The organism is Pseudoalteromonas sp. APC 3355, from assembly GCF_030407615.1.
GTDB lineage: Bacteria > Pseudomonadota > Gammaproteobacteria > Enterobacterales > Alteromonadaceae > Pseudoalteromonas > Pseudoalteromonas distincta.
The window spans coordinates 259772-277412 of record NZ_JASDDB010000002.1 but is presented as its reverse complement, the minus strand read 5'-3'; the positions used below and the strand labels follow the sequence as shown (position 1 = coordinate 277412).

The window sequence follows — 17641 nt, the reverse complement described above, 5'->3', positions numbered from 1 at the left end:
GTGAAAATTACTGATACTAGCGTTAAACGCCCCGTTTTTGCCATAGTAATTAATTTACTGCTTCTTACTTTTGGTCTGGTTGCATTTACTATGCTGCCACTTCGTGAGTACCCTGATATTGAAACACCAATAGTAAATATCAGCACTGAATACACAGGTGCTTCTGCCGAAATTATAGAAACAAAAATAACGCAAATAATAGAAAATCGAATTTCCGGTATTGAAGGCATTAAAAGTATAAACTCATCTAGTCGTAATGGGCGTTCAAACATTACCATTGAGTTTGATATTAACCGCGATATAGATGCCGCATCTAACGATGTACGCGAACGTGTAGCACGTGCACTTGATAGTTTACCCGATCAGGTACGCCCACCAGAAGTGTCTAAGTCAAATAGTGATGAAAGCCCAATCGCATGGTTTGTATTAAACAGCGAAACAATGGACTCGTTACAGCTCTCTGATTACGCACAGCGCTTTATCGTTGACCGTTTAGCCGTTGTAGATGGTGTATCTAACGTGCGTATTGGTGGTGAGCGCCAATACGCCATGAAAATTTGGCTAAACCGCCAAGCAATGGCTGCACGTGGCATTACCTCGAGCGATATTGAAAATACACTGCGTACAGAAAACGTTGAATTACCTGCCGGCGAAATAGAATCAATAGATCGCGACTTTACCGTGCGTACCGCACGTAGTTATAAAGATCAGCGCGATTTTAAAAACCTTGTTATTAAACGTGGTGAAGAAGGTTATTTAGTGCGTTTAGGTGAAGTTGCCGACGTAAAATTAGAAGCTGCCGATGACGAAAGCTTATTTCGTGGTAACGGGCGCAACATGATTGGCCTAGGAATTGTAAAACAAGCTAAAGCAAACACGCTTACCGTAGTAGATAACGCACGCAGTGAACTTGAAAAAATCAAACGTAACCTACCTGAAGGCACCACAATTCAAGACAGCTACGATTCGTCTGTATTTATTAAAGAATCAATTAGTGAAGTTTACAGCACACTTGCCATCTCTATGGGTTTAGTCGTACTCGTTATATTTTTGTTTTTAGGCAATATACGAGCAACGCTTATTCCTGCGGTTACCGTACCGGTCGCACTTGTTGGTAGCTTTATGTTTTTATTAGCAATGGGCTACTCAATCAACTTACTAACTTTACTTGCCTTAGTACTGGCTATTGGTTTAGTAGTAGATGATGCCATTGTAATGCTTGAAAACATTCACCGTCGTATTGAACTGGGTGAGCCGCCATTACTAGCTGCATATAGAGGTGCGCGTGAAGTTGGTTTTGCCATTGTCGCAACCACGCTTGTACTAATATCGGTGTTTGTGCCATTGGTGTTTATGGATGGCCGTATAGGGGCATTATTTACTGAGTTTGCAATGGCGGTAAGTGCTGCCGTATTTTTCTCAAGTGTTACAGCGCTGACTCTCGCACCAGCCTTGTGTTCTAAAGTACTTAAAGTATCAGACAAACCAAATAAATTTAGCCAATGGATGGACCGCCAGTTTACTAAAATTGAAGTAAGTTACCGTAATTCACTCTCCACCAACATAACCCGTAAATGGGGTTTAATGGTGAGCCTATTATTAGCGGGCTTTGTTAGTTACTCGTTGTTTTTACAAGTCCCCTCTGAGCTAACGCCAAAAGAAGACCGTGGCACGTTCTTTATTATGATGAGCGGCCCTGAGGGCGCAAGTTATGAAAATAATGCCGCTAATATGGCTAAAATTGAAGAACGCTTAATGCCTTACTCGCAAGCAGGTGAGCTAAGTCGCGTACTTGTTCGAGTACCTGGCTGGGGTGGCAGCGGCGGTGTTGCTATTGTTGGTATGGCCGATTGGGATAAACGCAAACGCTCAACATGGGAAGTAATGGACGAAATAAGCGGTAAAATGCAAGAAGTTACCGATGTTCGTGCATTTGCCATTATGCGCCGTGGTATTGGCGGTGGTGGTTCATCTCGCCCTATTGAGTTTGTATTGCAAGGTAATGATTATGCACAACTTGCCGATTGGCGTGACCGTATAATTAAGCGTGCTGAACAAAACCCAGGTTTAGTAAGAATCGATCATGATTATAAAGAAACCTTCCCGCAGTTTTTAGTCAGCATAGATAAAAACAAGGCCGCTGATTTAGGCGTTTCTGTATCTGATGTAGGCCGTACACTTGAAACAATGCTTGGCCAGCGCCGTGTTACAACCTTTATTGACCGTGGTGAAGAATACGATGTAATTTTAAAAGGGACTAAAGAAGACTTTACTAACCCTACTGACATTTCAAATATATATCTTAAATCACGAAGCGGTGAACTAGTCCCACTTGATAGCCTTATCAGCTTAAAAGAAGAAGCAACCGCATCGCGCTTAAACCGATACAACCGTATGCGCGCAATTACATTAAGCGCCAACTTAGCCGACGGTTATACGCTTGAGCAAGCGCTTAACTTTTTAAACGAAGTAGCCGCGCAAGAAAACGATATAGATGGCGCCGTAGATTACAAAGGCGAGTCGCAGCTTTATTACGAAGGCGCATCAGCGATGACCTACGTATTTATACTTGCACTCACTGTTACCTTTTTAGTACTGGCAGCACAGTTTGAAAGCTTTATGCATCCGTTCGTCATCATGCTTACCGTACCACTTGGTTTAATGGGCGCTATGTTCGGACTTTGGGCTACAGGACTTACCTTAAATATTTACAGCCAAATAGGTATTGTCATGCTCATAGGGCTAAGTGCTAAAAACGGTATTTTGATTGTAGAATTTACTAACCAACTACGCGATAAAGGCGTTGAATTTAGTGAAGCTATTTTGCAAGCAGCAACTCAGCGTTTGCGCCCTATTATTATGACCTCGCTGACTACGGTTATGAGTTCGGTACCTTTAGTACTTGCTTCAGGTCCGGGCGCTGAAAGCCGTATGGTGATAGGTGTAGTCGTGTTTACTGGGGTTATTGTATCGACCCTACTAACTCTTTTTGTTGTACCTGCTGCATATTATGCACTTGCACGTAACACTCAATCACCTGAATTTTTACAGCAAAAATTAGACAAACAAGCCGCTGAAAAACCTTTCGAAGAGATCTAGCCTCTTAATTGCGCCGTAACCTTGTTGTTGCGGCGCATACAATTTATGCTCGCCTTTAAACCCCATATACATTTTAGGAATACTTATGAGCTCAACAACGCAAGTAGCAACATTTGGTGGCGGCTGTTTTTGGTGTATAGATGCTGCATTTAGACGTGTAAATGGCGTACTAACCGTAAGCTCTGGCTACACCGGCGGTGAAACAAATAACCCAACATATGATTCTGTATGCTCAGGCACAACCGGTCACGCTGAGGTTGTTAAAATTGAATTTGACGCGACTGTAGTTAGCTTTGAAACACTCTTAGCAATGTTTTTCACACTGCATGATGCAACACAATTGAATCGCCAAGGTAACGATATAGGCACACAATATAGAAGTGTGGTTTACTATCACGATGAAGCGCAACTTAAGCAAACCAACGAAATGATAGCTCAACTGCAAAGCCATGTCGCTGAGCCAATTGTGACAGAAGTCAGCCCTGCCACTACGTATTATCCAGCAGAGCATTATCATCAAGATTACTATAACGAAAACCCACAGCAGGGTTACTGTAGTATTTTAATAGCACCTAAGTTACACAAGTTTGAAACCGTATTTAAAGAGTTCTTAGCTGACTAGCTAATTTTAGTAGTTAAACTTAGCTACACATTAAAAAGCCCGACATAAGTCGGGCTTTTTAATATTAATAAATACCGTTAAAACTGGTAGCTTGCGCCTGCAAAAAAGCGACGCTCTGGCGTGTTGTAGTAATACACTTCACCCGTTGTAAAATCAGTGTTTGAATCAACAGCGTTATATTCTTTATCAAATAAGTTTTCTACACGAAGTGAAACTTCAATATGTTCATTTACTTGATAATTACCCGCTAGGTTCCAGAGTGTATAAGAGCCTAAGCGCGTCACAGCACCTTGTCGGTCGCTACGGTATTGCATGTCTAAGCTTGCATCAAAAGCACCAAACTGTTTTGCAAGTTCCCAGTTAAAAGTACGTTTAGCAACATTACGCAACTCTGCGCCCGTTTCTTCGTCTTCAGCGCTTAAGTAAGCAAAGTTAAGGTTGCTATCAAAACCAAAAAACTGCTGAGATAAGCTAAATTCAACCCCTTCGTAACGTGCTTCATCGATATTAGCCAATGCAAAGTTTGCATCGTAATCAATCTTATCTTCTATATCGTTTCTAAATATTGCAATATCAACTTGCGCGATATCAAAATCTACACTCAAACCTAACTCACGGTTTACTGATTTTTCAGGTTGTAAATCAGGGTTACCATAAAGTGGATAATATAAATCGTTAAATGTAGGAGCTTTAAAGCCAGTACTTTGGCTTATACGAAATGTTGCATCTTCAGATAAATGATAACCTGCAGCGGCTGTATACGTTGTTTCGTCGCCAAATTGCTCATCATCATCTTGGCGAACAGTTAAATTAGCCAGTACTTTATCTGCATCATAGTAAGCACCTACAAACACAGCAAGTACATCGCGGCTGTCTTCAACAAATGGTTGCGAACTATGCGACACATCATCGTTGTACCAATTAATACCACCACTAATGTTAAGTTCATTAGATAACAGGTACTGGCCGTTATAATCAATTTGTGTGCGTTTAGTTATAAAGGTACTTGTTGTTGGCCCAACTGAAAAATCGACATATGTATTGTCTGAATCATCTGTTGAAAGCGCTAAATCAATACTATGCGTTTGGTTAGTGTAGTTTTTGCTCCAACCTGCAGAAAGTTGATAGTTTTTAAAGTCATCTCGTTCAATCGTACTATCTACTGGGCTAAAGCTACTGTCGTAATCTGCATAACCTTCACTGTATTGGCCTAATAACTTAAAGTCGCCGTAATGTGCATCGGTGTAGTTTACTTTAAACCCAAGGTTTTTATTTTCATAGCCATCTTCATCAGGTGCTACGCCTTGCAGTACATCAAAGTTATCTGTTTTTTCAAAGCCTGCGTTAAATGCTGTTGTTATATCATCTGATTTTACAGAGCCTGCAACTTGATAATTTTGATAAGAGTCAGAACCAAATGTAGCGCTTAGGGATAAGTTATCTGACTCACGCGTAATAATATTAATAACACCAGCGAGTGCATCAGAGCCATAAACAGCCGCGCGAGAGCCTTTAATAATTTCTATGCGTTCAATACTATTTAAAGGGACATTATTTAGTGCTTTTTGACCAAGTGTTGCTGAGCCTGTACGTACACCGTCAATTAAAATCAACGTATCGCCAGAGCCTGTACCACGAAGTGACACACCTGTATTTTGACCAAAACCACCGTTTGGATTAACTTGAAAACCCACTCGCGTGCTTAAAAGTGTAGGTAAATCGCGTACGTTACTAGCTTCTATTTCAGCACGTTCAATAACATTTACACTCGCTAAAACGTCGTTAATTGATTGCTCAAACTTATTAGCTGTAACGGTTATTTTTTCAATTGATTGCTCTGCACCAGACACAGAAAATGAAAGCGCAGCAGAAATTGCAACGCCTAGAGTTGTTTTATTTAACATGAGATCCCCTACCTTTGCCCACCGCAAAGATTTAAGTAAGTAAGATTGCATCAAGGCCGGTCTCCGGACTCAGTAAGCACATAAAAACATGCAATACTCTACCGTTGCGGGGGCAGTGTTGGGCTTGTAGTCATCATGAAAACGCACCAACTTCCCGATTATCCTGCTAAAAAAATCATTACATGAAGTGGCTAGCAAGCACCTTGAAAATATGCCGTCATTGTGAGCATTTTGTTTACAAATGTCAATGGACGTCTATATAGCTAAAAGCTATTTCAGTTCAGTGCTGTATTATTATAGCTTGAAGGAATACCGTACTTATCAAGTAGCTTCTGAAGTTGCATTTGTGTAGTAGGTAAATTTAATATTTCATCCATTTTGCGACTAGATATTTTATTTGATTGTGAGTTAATCAAAAAATGTGTTTCATACACTGCATCTGGTACGTCACTCTTAAATAGTAAATCCATATTTAAGATATTCTGCTTTTTAAAATACTGATAAGCAATACTGTTTAAAACCCCGACTTCAGCGCGCCTTAATAGCAGCATTTTAACTACATTGAATTCATCGATTGTAAGGCTTACCTGGTGCTCTTCTCTCAAGTATTCGGCATTTGTATTAAATCCTGCAAATTGATACGAGTACCCTAAAACCCCAACTTTGGTTAATTTGTCCAGATTGTCAAAATAAGTTTGTTCTGATGCATTCTCTTTGAGTGTATAAAGCTCGTTTTTGGTGATGGTATAAAATTCAGTTTTTTCAATGTTTTTCTGCGTTGTTTTTGGCAGCCATTGCATTGCCATTAAAAATAAAACGTCGAAGTTATTTTTTTCAACAGACAAAGTAAGCCTTTTTACAGGTAAAGAAATAAGTATAAAGTTAAATTCCTCCTGTGCGTCGTTTAAAATATTAATAAACTCAGGAGCAAAGCCCTGCTTTTTTTGCGCGTTAATAATAATCGGAAAGTAGCCATCTTCGACCAATACATCAATATCAACTGGCTTTGATAAGCTTGGCTTGGTAAATATAAGCAAAACAAATAACAGAAATAATTGATGGGGTCTCATTTTAATACCTTCTAGAGTGAAATTTTTATTATATTCAATTAAATATAATAGCTTAAATATCAAAAGGTGGATTAATACATGCAGAACTACGAGAGGATAAGGTGGGAAAGTTGTAAAAAATTAAGTAGCTTTAATCTGTCTGCAAATATAGACAAATTAAAGCATTTTTATTAAAAACAGTTTATAAATTAGTCGCGAAAGTTTTTAAACTGAAAAGGCTGACCTAAATCGGCACTGCGTACTACCTGCATTGCCTCTTGAAGATCGTCACGCTTTTTACCTGTCACACGCACTTCTTCGCCTTGAATAGCGGCTTGTACTTTAACTTTTGAATCTTTAATGGCTTTAACCACTTTTTTGGCCATGTCTTTTTCGATACCTTGCTTTAACCCAACGTTACGAAATACATTTTTTCCTGCACGGCTAATATCTTGAAGTTCTAAACTAGCTACATCCATACCGCGCTTTGAAATTTTTCCCGCTAAAATATCGAACAACTGCATAACTTGAGAGTCAGCTTCTGCTTTAAGCTTAATTGTTTTATCGTTTAGCTCAATAGAAGCATCAACGCCTCTAAAATCAAAGCGAGTCTCTAGTTCACGGTTTGCGTTATCAACCGCATTTTTAGCTTCGTTCATTTCTACTTCAGATACAATATCAAATGAAGGCATTAGTATACTCCTAACTATTTAATCTTAATTTTATGTGGCAATTATAACGCTAAAATTATAAATCTTTACATTTTTCTGCATCTTGTTCAGGTGCGATACTAAATTAGTTTGATATACTTGCGCCTCTTTTTTAAGCGATTTTAGGATTTGTCGTGACAAGGCGTGTTTATCAAGCAGTTTTTTTAATCAGCATAGTGGCTTTCACCTTTTTATTTGCTAAAGAAATAAAAGGTGGCGTTGTAAATTTATTCCCTCATGTTGATAAAGTCGCCCATTTTGGGATTTTTTTTATATTAGCCATAATAATGGACAAGGCTTTTAAGCTTCCTTTATATGCTCAAATACTCTTATTAGCAGGCTATGGCGCCTCGATAGAAATAATGCAAGACGCACTTCCTTATAGGCAAGCATCACTTGGTGATTTTTTTGCTGATTTTGCAGGTGCTGCAAGCTACTTTTTACTTAGAGTAATTTTTACACCTCGAAAAAAGAACCCACATGGCTAATATTTTAATCGTTGGCGATGGCGCTATTGGCTTATTGCTGAGCCACTTTTTGAGCGCATCGCATAATGTCAGTGTTTTAACTCGTAAAAACCCAACAAACACCCGCTTTTACAGCAGAGCTAAGGGTGCATCAAAAAAAATTAACGCAAAATTTATTTCATTAAATCAGTTAGATAAAGCAACTGAATTTGATGTAATTTTATTTACCGTTAAAGCTTTTCAAGTGCTTGATGCGTTTTCTCAAATAAAGCCATTTTTACCGACACATTGCTCTGTTATACTTTCGCATAATGGAATGGGCAACGTTGATGAGATAAATAACCAGCTAAACACCCATCAAGCACTCTACTTTTTAACGACAAGCATAGCGGGCTTTAAATCAAACCAATATATTGTGCAACACACAGGTGAAGGACAAAGCGTTATTGGTGGCTGTAATGAGCTTGCACTTCAAAATAGCGCGCCAATAGCTGATATTTTTAAAGTAATACCCAACCTAAAGTTTACTAATAACATTCAGCAGCTTCGTTTTGAAAAGCTACTCGTCAATATTGCCATTAATCCATTAAGCGCTTTAAGTAATGTAAAAAATGGCGAATTACGTGCACCTAAGTACAATACAATAATTTTTAATGCACTCACTGAAGCATGCAATATTGCAAAGGCTCAAGGGCTTAATATCCCATTAATTAAAGCTCTCAATACCGCTTATAAAATAATGGAGTTAACCGCAAATAATTACTCATCAATGCAGCAAGATATAGCTCACAATAGAGAAACCGAAATATCAGCTATATGTGGCTATATTAGCCAACAAGGTAAACTTTACAGTATTCCAACGCCTTACAACGATGAGTTGTTAGTCAAAATTCAGGCAAAAAAAAGCGTGGTATAAACCACGCTTATATAAGCTTTTAACTTTACGGGCGATAAACTTTTACAGTTTCGAAGCCCTGTTCGTGCAGCATAAGTGCCTGTAGTTGGCTCATTACGCCTCTGTCACAATATAAATAGTAGTCAGTGTCTTTTGGTAAATCACCAAACTTAGTAGCTAAACGGAAGAACGGCAAATGCACCACTTCAACACCATCGATTACAAGCGGTGCAGCTTCTTCTTCTTCTGGTGAGCGAATATCAATTACTACAGAGCCTGCAGGTAAATCAGCAACCGACTCAGCCTCTTTTAGCTCTTGCTTGGCTTCTACGTCAATATCGCGTACATCCATTATGCGCGCGTTATTTACTACGGTATCTAGCACATCAAAATCGAACTTTTCTTCTTCGGCTTCTATTACTTCAATTTTGGCTTTAACTGTCGGTTTTTTAGAAATAACACCACAATATTCAGGCATCGTTTCAGCCATTTCAGCTGTACCAATTTGGCGAGCAAGATTAATAATTTCTTGTTTATCATTTTGAATTAGCGGGCGTAAAATAAGCGTTTCAGTAACGCGGTCAATCACGCTTAAGTTCGCTAATGTTTGACTAGATACTTGGCCAATACTTTCACCAGTGACAAGCGCCTGAATGTTTAACTTTTCAGCCACTACACTTCCTGCTCGCATCATCATACGTTTAAGTACAACACCCATTTGGCTGTTTTCAACGTTTTCTAGAATTTCAGCAACAACAGGTTCAAAATCAACTGTTATAAATTTAACTTTATGTGTTGAGCTGTATTTTTTCCATAAAAAATAGCTCGCTTGCTTAACACCAATCTCGTGCGCTGCGCCACCTAGATTAAAGAATAAAAAGTGCGTACGTGCGCCTTTACGAATCATTTGGTAACTTGCTACGCCAGAGTCAAAACCACCCGACATAAGCGAAAGCACGTCTTCTTGCGTTGGTAGTGGAAAGCCCGCCATACCAAAATGCGTTTGCGAAACAATATAAGCTTTATCGTCTTTTACTTCTAAGCGTATTGTTACTTCTGGACGGCTAAGCTTAACGCTTGCGCCTTCAATATGTTGATTTAGCCCACCACCAACATAACGCTCTAAATCAGTCGAGGTAAAGTCGTGTTGGCCTATACGCTTAGCACGCACACAAAAAGTTTTACCCACAATTGTGTGACCCACTAACGCTATTGTTTTTTGATAGATATCATCGAGAGTTTCAAATTGCGTCTCAGTTACTTCAATAAACTGAACGATACCAGGTATGCGTTTAAGGCTGTCGATAAAATCAAGGCGAACTTGTGCATCTTCAAGCTTTGTAACAACTGAAATATTATCCCAGTTATTTCTTACTTGTACTTTTTCGTCAAGACGTCGCAATACAATTTTAATGTTATTTTCTAACACTTTAGTAAAGCGTTTACGGACCGAACGGCTTTTGATGGCTATTTCAGGATGTAGTTTGACGATAAATTTAAGCATAGTTCACTCTTAGACTGCGGGAATTCGCGCTCCCAGGCATTTGGCGCGCGATTATAGCAAAAAATTCAGCGTCTAGGAAACAACCAAAGGGCAACGGCTAAACAACAGTTGGAGCTTGTTGCGCTAACTCAGTGTATTTTTCGCGTAATAGGTTCATTTTATCGATACTTTTATCGGTACTGTACGCTCTAAATAATGTAAGTACTTTTAAAATACCGTGATATATATCTTGCTCAGCAAGGGTACCGCTTGGCCTACGAGCCTTAATATAAGGCGTCCAAAAACTAACAGTTAACTTTAGTGTATGGGCTAAATCAATGACATCTTGCTCATCAATAGCAATCATTTCACTATCGCGAAGACCTAGAATAATTTTACGAACTTGCTCTAATAACTCTAACTGAAAATCAATGTAAGCTTGTTTTAGCTCAGTGTCTCTGGCGAGTATATCGCCAAGATTGTCGTAAAAAAAATGGTAACGCCACATTAATTCAAATAACGAATCTAAATAAGCCGTTAAATGATTAAATGCATCATCATCTTTATTAATAGGTTTAAAGTGAGTATTTAAATGATCGCGATACAGCGCAAAAATATGACGGATAATGTCTTCTTTATTTTTAAAATGATAATAAAGATTACCCGGGCTCATCCCTAAGTTTGATGCAATATGATTTGTCGTTATTGCACGCTCACCATTTTCGTTAAACAACAAAATACTGGTGTGTATTATTTTATCCTTGGTATTCATATGCTAATACTCAAATTATCTATAGGCTACATTACACTCAAAAGAGGTAAACAGTATAAACAAATATGAATCATTAAAACACTCAAACCTTGGACTGATCTGTTCAAAGAAAGTAAGTGTTTATATGCTTTATTAGCTAGGCTGCTTTGTGGCATAAACACTGTTAAACTAGCGCTAAAATCATAAATAGTGAACATTATGAAAGTTATTGCAATTTACCCGGGCACCTTTGATCCACTAACTAATGGTCATACAGATCTTATTCAACGTGCAGCTAAAATGTTTGATACCGTATTAGTTGCGGTTGCGAACAACCCAAGTAAAAAACCCTGTTTTAACCTTGAAGAACGTGTTGAACTTGCAAACTCTATTTTAAGTCACTTAGATAATGTTAAGGTCATTGGTTTTTCTGGCTTATTGGCTGACCTTGCGCGCGATCACAATGCTAATGTGCTTATTCGTGGTATTAGGGCTGTATCTGATTTTGACTATGAATTTCAATTAGCTAACATGAACCGCCGCCTGAATCCTGATTTAGAAAGTGTATTTTTAACACCCGCAGAGCGAAATTCATTTATTTCATCAACGCTTGTTAAAGAAGTAGCACGTCACAATGGTGATGTAAGCGAGTTTGTAGACCCTGTAATTGTCAAAGCGCTAAAAACTAAACTGGGCTGTGGTGCCCAATAACACTTCCCGAATTAGCGCATAACTTGTATGCGCTAATTTGGCTTTTGTATAGATGATGATTTTAATTTTTTAATTAACCAAACAAGTTTTAGCAAATCTTTATTGATAATTAGTATTAGCGCCATAGTGATATCAATAATAGGCATAAGTAAACCATACAGCATCCACAGCCACCAAAAGTCCCGATTGCCATAAAGAGTATTATCAATATACATGCTCATAAACAGTGAGGCATTGATACCAAGCCCTACAATAAGATAATAAAATCCGTACGGTATTTTGCGTCCTAAAAAAATACGCCACATAAAAATAACTGCAATTGTTAGTACATCAAATATAAACATCTTTAAATGCGGAGCTGCAGTAGTTATGTCCATAAATAAACTAAGTGTGTACGAAGCCATCATAATAAAGCTAAGGTGAACTCGGCTTTTATCTTGCTTATTAATGGCAATTGATAGAGTGAACAAAAAAGAAAAAACAAACAGCCATGTAATAAGTATTCCAAAATATTCATTAACTGAATTTAATTGCCAAAATAGATCCTCCATTCTATTCAACCTTTTGATGAGTGCTTTTTCTACGATTAAGTAAATACCGTTTTAATGCAACCAAACCTAAAAAATCTTTATTAATTAGGAGAACTAAAAGCATCGTTAAATCAAAAATTATTTGCCCTATTGCATATAAGGCCCAAAACCACCAGTAGTCTAAATTTCCTAAAACAATACTGTCGTAGTGCATTCCAAAAAAAACAAATGCGTTAAAGCTAAGTCCGACTAAAAGATAATAAAAGGCTACGGGGAGATTTTTACTAAAGTATATCCGCCATATAATCAGAAAAAATATAGTTACGATATCAAATATAAAAAGGGTCAAATGGGGTGTCTTGCTCAAGGGATCCATAAAAATACTAGAGGTGTAAGATACCATCATAATGAATGCAAGCTGTGTGCAGCTTTTGTCAGACTTGTTAATGCTTGCAGACAAATTATATAAAAAAGCGAGTACAAAAGACCATGTAGTAAAAATGGTTATATAGTCGTATAAACCAGCCAGCTGCCATAAAAAATCAAGCATTGCGTGACCTTTTAAATTTTTCAGTTAAAAATTTAGTAAGCTTAACTAGACCTAAAAAATCTTTGTTAAAGATAAGCGCTAATGGCATTATCAAATCTGTAAAGTACATACCAAATACATAAACGTTCCAAAACCACCAATAATATAGAGTACCTAAAATCTCTATATCGTAATGCATAGCTAAAAATAAAGATGCGTTAATACTCAAACCAAAAACAAGATAATAAAATGCGTTAGGAATTGGGCCACAACTACAGTACCGAAACGTAAAAATAATAATTAGAGTTACAATATCGAAGTAAAAATAGTTTAAGTGAGACACTATAACCATATCGAACAGTGTACTTAAGGTATACGAAATCATCATAATACCAGAAAGGTACATTGTATTTTTATAGGGACTGTTTATGCTTGCTGACAAATTATAAAGAAATGCAATTACAAAGAACCATGTAATAAATATACCTACATAATCTCTAATCGCTACCAGATCCCACAGTATGTCAGCCATCATGCCCCTTTATGAATTTATTATTTCGCAACCACCCTTTTAGTTTATACAAACCTAAAATATCCTTATTGATGATTAATACCAATGCCATTGTAAAGTCGACAAAATACATTCCAAAAATATAAACTGTCCAAAACCACCAATAGTAAAGAGTACCTGCAATTTCAATATCGTAATGCATACCTAAAAATAAACATGCATTAATAAAAAGCCCTACAATTAAATAGTCAAAAGCAATTGGTACTAATTTTTTATATATAAATCGCCAAAGTATCAGGGCGCTAATAGTAGCAAGATCATAATAGAAGTAATTTAGGTGAGGATTTTCAATCAGTGGATCCATAAAAAGACTAGATATATATGAAACCATCATTATAAATGAAAGATGCGCTCTACTTTTATCATTTTTATTAATACTCGCTGATAGATTATATAAAAATGCGATTAGGAAGAACCATGTAAATAGTATTGCTACGTTGTATCCTAAATCTACCAGACCCCAAAGTATATCAGCCACTACTATTATTCCTTTTCATAATACTATTGTGGAACCATATTTTAATTGCAGCTAAAGCTAAAAAATCTTTGTTTATAAAAAATATAGCTAGCATCATAAAGTCGGCTAAATTAACAACAATTGAATAAAAAAACCAAAACCACCAAGGTTCGTAATTATTAAAAACTGACACATCTATATACATACCAAGAAATAATGATGAGTTTATAATCAACCCTAACAACAAGTAGATCGATATAAGATTTTCAATAATGAACAACCTTAAAATAATAATGGCGAAAATAGTTGTTATATCAAACAAAAAGAGCTGAAGATACGATATGTGTTGTATATCTATAAACAGGCTTGAGGAGTAAGAAATTGACATAACAAATGATAACCATACAGCTTCTTTTCTAGGTTTGTTAATACTTATAACTAATGAGTACAAAAAAGCCATTAAAAAGCCCCACTGTACAAATGCACCTATGTAAAAAGAAATGGCTGGATTAACTAGAATATTATCCATTATTTTTGAGATTTTTGTTGAATACTAGTGACAGAATCATTAAAACATCGAACATATTTACACCAACAGAATAAACACTCCAATACCACCAAGGCTCATAGTTATACAAGACGTATAGATCGTAATGTAATATTAAGGTAAGCACAGCATTTATTATTAACGCAAAGATGATGAAGTGAAAAGCCATAGAGCGGTGAAGTACTTTAAAGTACTCTAAAATTAATAAAGCTAAAATAGTAACAAAATCGTAGAGCATCGAGTTTAAATATAAACCTTCTAATAAGTCTATATAACCACTAGAAACATATGAGCAGAGCATAAGCGCAGATAAATAAACAGGAGACTTATTTTCTTTATTTATCGTAGAGGTCAAACAATACAGAAAGGCCATTAAAAAGCCCCACTGAGTGAAGGCTTGTACATAAACCATTAGGGGTTCAGTAACGTACATTTGAGCTAGGTTACTTTGTTGGTATCGTTTGACTTGAAGTAGTTGATAGTTTTATTTTTTAATTTATGAAGACCGAGAAAGTCTCTATCGATAATTAATACAACAATCATAACTAGATCTATAAAGTTCACTGTATATGTATAAACTTCCCAAAAAAGCCATGGTTCTTTATTTTTTAATATATATATATATCTAAATACATGCAAAAAAAGAAGGTTGAATTTATCGATAATCCAGTAACTAAATATAAAAAGGATGGTGTTGTTATCCTTATGGCTTTATGGGCAAATATTAGAGCTAAAATGGTGACGATATCATAAATAGCCCAATCTAAGTATATTGAGTTTTTTATGGATAACCATGTAAAGACTAAATCTGATAAAGTATAAGATACCATCATTATAAACGAACTGAGTAATAGAGTTGTTTTTCTTTTGACATCTAATGTGTATACAAACACATTAAAAAGGAATGCCATTAAAAATCCCCACATCAAAAAAGCTGACAAAGAGAACAACCCAAAAAACTCAGTTAACAACATTTAAAACCTTAAATTATCATCTTGGTTTAACTACAATGATGGGTGCGCCATTACGTTGTAAATCAGCACTCGCAGCTTTCATACCATCTTGAGAGAAGCTTACTGTATCAGATTGCAGGGTTTTAGGGCTAGCAGTTTGTTCCATTGCAGGCTTTAATTGTTGTGTTTTGTTGTATGCTTGCATTTGTAATTGGCTATTAGCTGAAACTTGCATGTGATTGATCCTTGTAAAAGTTTTATTTATATTTGGTGCAACTTTTAACCACATTATTATGTAGATAAATGCATTACCTGTTTTAAGCAGTGATAGCTATTTTGCTATCTATCTTATACATAGCAACCAATGTGCCAACTTTTTTTGACGCATTAAAATTCACTCAAAAATATAATCAAACTAAACAACTCCGACCAGTTTACTGCAAATATAAAAAAACGCACAGGGATAACCGTACGTTTTTTGTATCCAGGGAGTTTAAGCTACGTATTTACACGGGATCTCCGCACGTGTACTTAGCTTCAAAATATATTCCATTGCTACTTCGTCACAATTTTCTTTACGAAGGCAAAGTTCACAATCTTTCATTACTTTTTCAGGCAAAGAGTCTTTGCTACAAAAAGTAAAACGTTGTTGTTCAAAAAAATCGGGGACACGGGTCAATACAATAACTCGGTTAAGTGCCAATTTTTTGGCTTTAGTAAGTAGGTGCTCTACAAGCTGTCTACCCTGCCCCGTCACTTTACTTTTTGGGTCTATACCCAATGAGCGTATTTCAGCAAGGCCGGTATCGTAAATGTATAACGATGCACAACCTGACACTTTTCCATTTATTTCAGTAACTGCAAACTCGTTAATAGAGTGCACCATATCGCTTTTTGCACGAGGTAGGTTTTCGCCTACCGTTGCCCAATGCTGTATAAGTGTGGCTATTGCCTCTACATCATCTAAATTTGCATCACGTACCGTTATTTGCTGTTTTTTTTTGGCTTCTTTAACAGCATTAGTTACTTGCTCAATAGACGTCCCACCAAGCGCTTGACGCGCTTTTATACACGCATCAATTTCAAGTACTGGGTAAACATCGTCTTCAAATACAGTGTTTACTGATTTGTACTGCTCAAGTGATAGCTCCTCAAGCGTTTTACCTTCGCTAATCGCAAGCTGTACAAGTACACCCACAATATGATGCCCTTCTCTAAATGGCACACCTTTAGCAACTAAGTAATCAGCAAGTTCGGTGGCATTAGCGTGGCCGCCTTTTGCCGCTGCTAACGTTTTATCGCCATTTACTTTTACGCCTTTAATACATGCTTGCGCCATATGAATACATGCAAGCCATGTTGGCATAGCGTCAAACAGGCCTTCTTTGTCTTCTTGCATATCTTTATTGTATGCAAGTGGCAGTGCCTTTAATGTCATCATCATAGCGCTAAATGCACCAAATACACGTCCAGTTTTACCGCGAATAAGCTCGAGTGCATCAGGATTTTTTTTCTGAGGCATGAGCGATGAGCCTGACGTGACGTTATCAGCAAGCTCTATAAATCCGGCTTCACCCGAATTATAAAAAATCAGATCTTCAGACATACGAGATAAGTGAATCATCGAAATAGACGCACAACTTAAAAGATCTAACACGAAGTCACGATCAGATACGCCATCAAGGCTATTTTTTGTAGCCGCTGTAAAACCTAATCCGTGGGCTAATGCTTGGCGATCAATCGGATAAGCTGTACCTGCTAATGCACCACTGCCTAATGGGCAAAAATTCATGCGCGCTTTAGCATCTTGCAGGCGGCTTTCATCGCGCTCTAGCATTTCTACATACGCCATACACCAGTGGCTAAACAATACTGGTTGTGCGCGCTGTAAATGCGTGTAACCTGGCAATATTGTGCCAAGCTCTCGCTCTGCAAGCGCTACAAATTCGCCTTTTAGCTGTGCAATGGCATCTAGTAAATGATCGGCTGTATCACGGCACCATAGTCTAAAATCGGTGGCAACTTGGTCATTACGGCTTCGGCCTGTATGTAATTTTTTAGCTAAATCACCTACTTTTTCAATTAGAGCAGCTTCAACATGTGAATGAATGTCTTCTGCACCTGAAGTAGCAACTGATTGTGGATCAGCTTTAACTTCTTCAAGTAGCTCATTTAATGCAGCAACTAATTTTGTATGCTCATCACTTGAAAGTACATTTACCTGTTCAAGTGCACCAGCCCATGCCACAGAGCCAATAATATCTTGCTCTGCTAACTGGTAGTCAAAGGGAAGAGAGTCGTTAAATTGCTTAAACGCCTCATCTGGACCCGTAGAAAAACGTCCGCCCCATAATGCCATGAAA

16 protein-coding genes and 1 riboswitch are annotated in these 17641 nt (G+C 37.3%); of the genes, 5 read left to right on the top strand and 11 right to left on the bottom strand.

Annotated features, from left to right (window positions below; all coding sequences use genetic code 11):
* Both QMA08_RS04535 and msrA read left to right on the top strand, forming a co-directional pair.
* Entirely contained in the window at positions 1-3099 is a 3099-nt protein-coding gene (locus QMA08_RS04535; RefSeq protein ID WP_024603401.1) for an efflux RND transporter permease subunit, read from the top strand.
* 85 nt (positions 3100-3184) lie between these two features.
* The gene (gene msrA / locus QMA08_RS04530) at positions 3185-3721 is read left to right on the top strand and encodes a peptide-methionine (S)-S-oxide reductase MsrA (RefSeq protein WP_024595951.1); all 537 of its coding nucleotides are present in this window, start codon (positions 3185-3187) and stop codon (positions 3719-3721) included.
* A 77-nt stretch (positions 3722-3798) separates the two neighbouring features.
* Here msrA and QMA08_RS04525 read toward each other — a convergent pair whose 3' ends face one another.
* The 3 genes from QMA08_RS04525 to QMA08_RS04515 form a co-directional block, all read right to left on the bottom strand.
* A complete protein-coding gene (locus QMA08_RS04525; protein WP_290173794.1) occupies positions 3799-5625 on the bottom strand; it encodes a TonB-dependent receptor in 1827 nt (608 codons plus the stop codon).
* Between the two features lie 36 nt (positions 5626-5661).
* Positions 5662-5846, bottom strand: a riboswitch (cobalamin riboswitch).
* 54 nt (positions 5847-5900) lie between these two features.
* Positions 5901-6695, bottom strand: a complete 795-nt coding sequence (locus tag QMA08_RS04520) for a hypothetical protein (RefSeq protein ID WP_024595949.1) — start codon at positions 6693-6695, stop codon at positions 5901-5903.
* Positions 6696-6883: 188 nt separating this feature from the next.
* On the bottom strand, positions 6884-7366 hold the full coding sequence (locus tag QMA08_RS04515; RefSeq protein ID WP_002958753.1) for a YajQ family cyclic di-GMP-binding protein: 483 nt from the start codon (positions 7364-7366) through the stop codon (positions 6884-6886).
* 152 nt (positions 7367-7518) lie between these two features.
* Between QMA08_RS04515 and QMA08_RS04510 the strand changes: the two genes are divergently transcribed.
* On the top strand, positions 7519-7872 hold the full coding sequence (locus QMA08_RS04510) for a VanZ family protein (protein ID WP_002958754.1): 354 nt from the start codon (positions 7519-7521) through the stop codon (positions 7870-7872).
* A complete protein-coding gene (locus QMA08_RS04505; protein WP_290173793.1) occupies positions 7865-8767 on the top strand; it encodes a 2-dehydropantoate 2-reductase in 903 nt (300 codons plus the stop codon). The genes QMA08_RS04510 and QMA08_RS04505 overlap by 8 nt, the downstream gene beginning before the upstream one ends.
* 25 nt (positions 8768-8792) lie before the next feature.
* Here the strand turns inward: QMA08_RS04505 and thiI are convergent, their stop codons facing one another.
* Positions 8793-10250, bottom strand: coding sequence for a tRNA uracil 4-sulfurtransferase ThiI (gene thiI / locus QMA08_RS04500; protein WP_024595947.1), 1458 nt, complete (start codon positions 10248-10250; stop codon positions 8793-8795).
* Positions 10251-10347: 97 nt separating this feature from the next.
* The gene (locus tag QMA08_RS04495; RefSeq protein ID WP_002958757.1) at positions 10348-11001 is read right to left on the bottom strand and encodes a TetR/AcrR family transcriptional regulator; all 654 of its coding nucleotides are present in this window, start codon (positions 10999-11001) and stop codon (positions 10348-10350) included.
* A gap of 198 nt (positions 11002-11199) precedes the next feature.
* On the opposite strand from QMA08_RS04495, the gene coaD reads away from it, so the two are divergent.
* Positions 11200-11691, top strand: a complete 492-nt coding sequence (gene coaD, locus QMA08_RS04490; protein ID WP_039484868.1) for a pantetheine-phosphate adenylyltransferase — start codon at positions 11200-11202, stop codon at positions 11689-11691.
* 32 nt (positions 11692-11723) lie between these two features.
* On the opposite strand, the gene QMA08_RS04485 is transcribed toward coaD, so the two are convergent.
* The 6 genes from QMA08_RS04485 to argH form a co-directional block, all read right to left on the bottom strand.
* On the bottom strand, positions 11724-12242 hold the full coding sequence (locus tag QMA08_RS04485) for a hypothetical protein (protein WP_182693093.1): 519 nt from the start codon (positions 12240-12242) through the stop codon (positions 11724-11726).
* A gap of 1 nt (position 12243) precedes the next feature.
* A complete protein-coding gene (locus QMA08_RS04480; protein ID WP_182695709.1) occupies positions 12244-12771 on the bottom strand; it encodes a hypothetical protein in 528 nt (175 codons plus the stop codon).
* Between the two features lie 503 nt (positions 12772-13274).
* Positions 13275-13799 (bottom strand): hypothetical protein, encoded by a 525-nt coding sequence (locus QMA08_RS04470; protein ID WP_182695710.1) that lies wholly within the window; start codon positions 13797-13799, stop codon positions 13275-13277.
* Positions 13792-14307 (bottom strand): hypothetical protein, encoded by a 516-nt coding sequence (locus tag QMA08_RS04465; RefSeq protein WP_290173792.1) that lies wholly within the window; start codon positions 14305-14307, stop codon positions 13792-13794. The genes QMA08_RS04470 and QMA08_RS04465 overlap by 8 nt, the downstream gene beginning before the upstream one ends.
* Positions 14308-15315: 1008 nt before the next feature.
* On the bottom strand, positions 15316-15513 hold the full coding sequence (locus QMA08_RS04455; protein WP_182732748.1) for a hypothetical protein: 198 nt from the start codon (positions 15511-15513) through the stop codon (positions 15316-15318).
* Positions 15514-15771: 258 nt separating this feature from the next.
* The gene (argH, locus tag QMA08_RS04450) at positions 15772-17637 is read right to left on the bottom strand and encodes an argininosuccinate lyase (RefSeq protein ID WP_002958762.1); all 1866 of its coding nucleotides are present in this window, start codon (positions 17635-17637) and stop codon (positions 15772-15774) included.
* Positions 17638-17641: the final 4 nt, after the last annotated feature.

Coding starts and splice junctions, on each gene's coding strand:
- QMA08_RS04485 (WP_182693093.1), bottom strand. CDS start 12,242: ATGGAGGATCTATTTTGGCAATTAAATTCAGTTAATGAATATTTTGGA.
- QMA08_RS04520 (WP_024595949.1), bottom strand. CDS start 6,695: ATGAGACCCCATCAATTATTTCTGTTATTTGTTTTGCTTATATTTACC.
- QMA08_RS04465 (WP_290173792.1), bottom strand. CDS start 14,307: ATGGATAATATTCTAGTTAATCCAGCCATTTCTTTTTACATAGGTGCA.
- coaD (WP_039484868.1), top strand. CDS start 11,200: ATGAAAGTTATTGCAATTTACCCGGGCACCTTTGATCCACTAACTAAT.
- QMA08_RS04525 (WP_290173794.1), bottom strand. CDS start 5,625: ATGTTAAATAAAACAACTCTAGGCGTTGCAATTTCTGCTGCGCTTTCA.
- argH (WP_002958762.1), bottom strand. CDS start 17,637: ATGGCATTATGGGGCGGACGTTTTTCTACGGGTCCAGATGAGGCGTTT.
- msrA (WP_024595951.1), top strand. CDS start 3,185: ATGAGCTCAACAACGCAAGTAGCAACATTTGGTGGCGGCTGTTTTTGG.
- QMA08_RS04495 (WP_002958757.1), bottom strand. CDS start 11,001: ATGAATACCAAGGATAAAATAATACACACCAGTATTTTGTTGTTTAAC.
- QMA08_RS04505 (WP_290173793.1), top strand. CDS start 7,865: ATGGCTAATATTTTAATCGTTGGCGATGGCGCTATTGGCTTATTGCTG.
- QMA08_RS04455 (WP_182732748.1), bottom strand. CDS start 15,513: ATGCAAGTTTCAGCTAATAGCCAATTACAAATGCAAGCATACAACAAA.
- thiI (WP_024595947.1), bottom strand. CDS start 10,250: ATGCTTAAATTTATCGTCAAACTACATCCTGAAATAGCCATCAAAAGC.
- QMA08_RS04515 (WP_002958753.1), bottom strand. CDS start 7,366: ATGCCTTCATTTGATATTGTATCTGAAGTAGAAATGAACGAAGCTAAA.
- QMA08_RS04480 (WP_182695709.1), bottom strand. CDS start 12,771: ATGCTTGATTTTTTATGGCAGCTGGCTGGTTTATACGACTATATAACC.